The sequence below is a fragment of the Anaerobacillus sp. 1_MG-2023 genome, from assembly GCF_030547345.1.
GTDB classification, from domain to species: Bacteria; Bacillota; Bacilli; order Bacillales; family Guptibacillaceae; genus Guptibacillus; species Guptibacillus hwajinpoensis_B.
In genome coordinates, this window is the sequence record NZ_JAUORD010000294.1 from 1 (window position 1) to 232 (window position 232).

The 232-nt window shown below is 37.9% G+C and carries 1 protein-coding gene; it reads right to left on the minus strand.

The genetic code is table 11. The features are described from left to right. Positions 1 to 232, minus strand: a 232-nt coding sequence (locus Q4550_RS24225) for a hypothetical protein (RefSeq protein WP_303536827.1), incomplete at both ends; no start/stop codon positions are given.

The following is a 232-nucleotide window of genomic DNA, read 5'->3' on the forward strand; positions in this document are numbered from 1 at the left end:
GTATAGCTGTCGCTGCGTTGTATGAAGTACATGTTATTGCTCTTTGTATACCGGACTTTTTCTGATCTCGCAGTGCATCGTATCCATAAGGCAGTGAGTTTATGAATATTGGTAGAGATATAAAAGATTCACGTGACACTTTGAACTTATGTTTACGCCAAAGGCCGGCAACATATTCACTATCAAGTTTTGTGTTTTCTTCATCTGAATATATATTGATGCCGGTGTACAT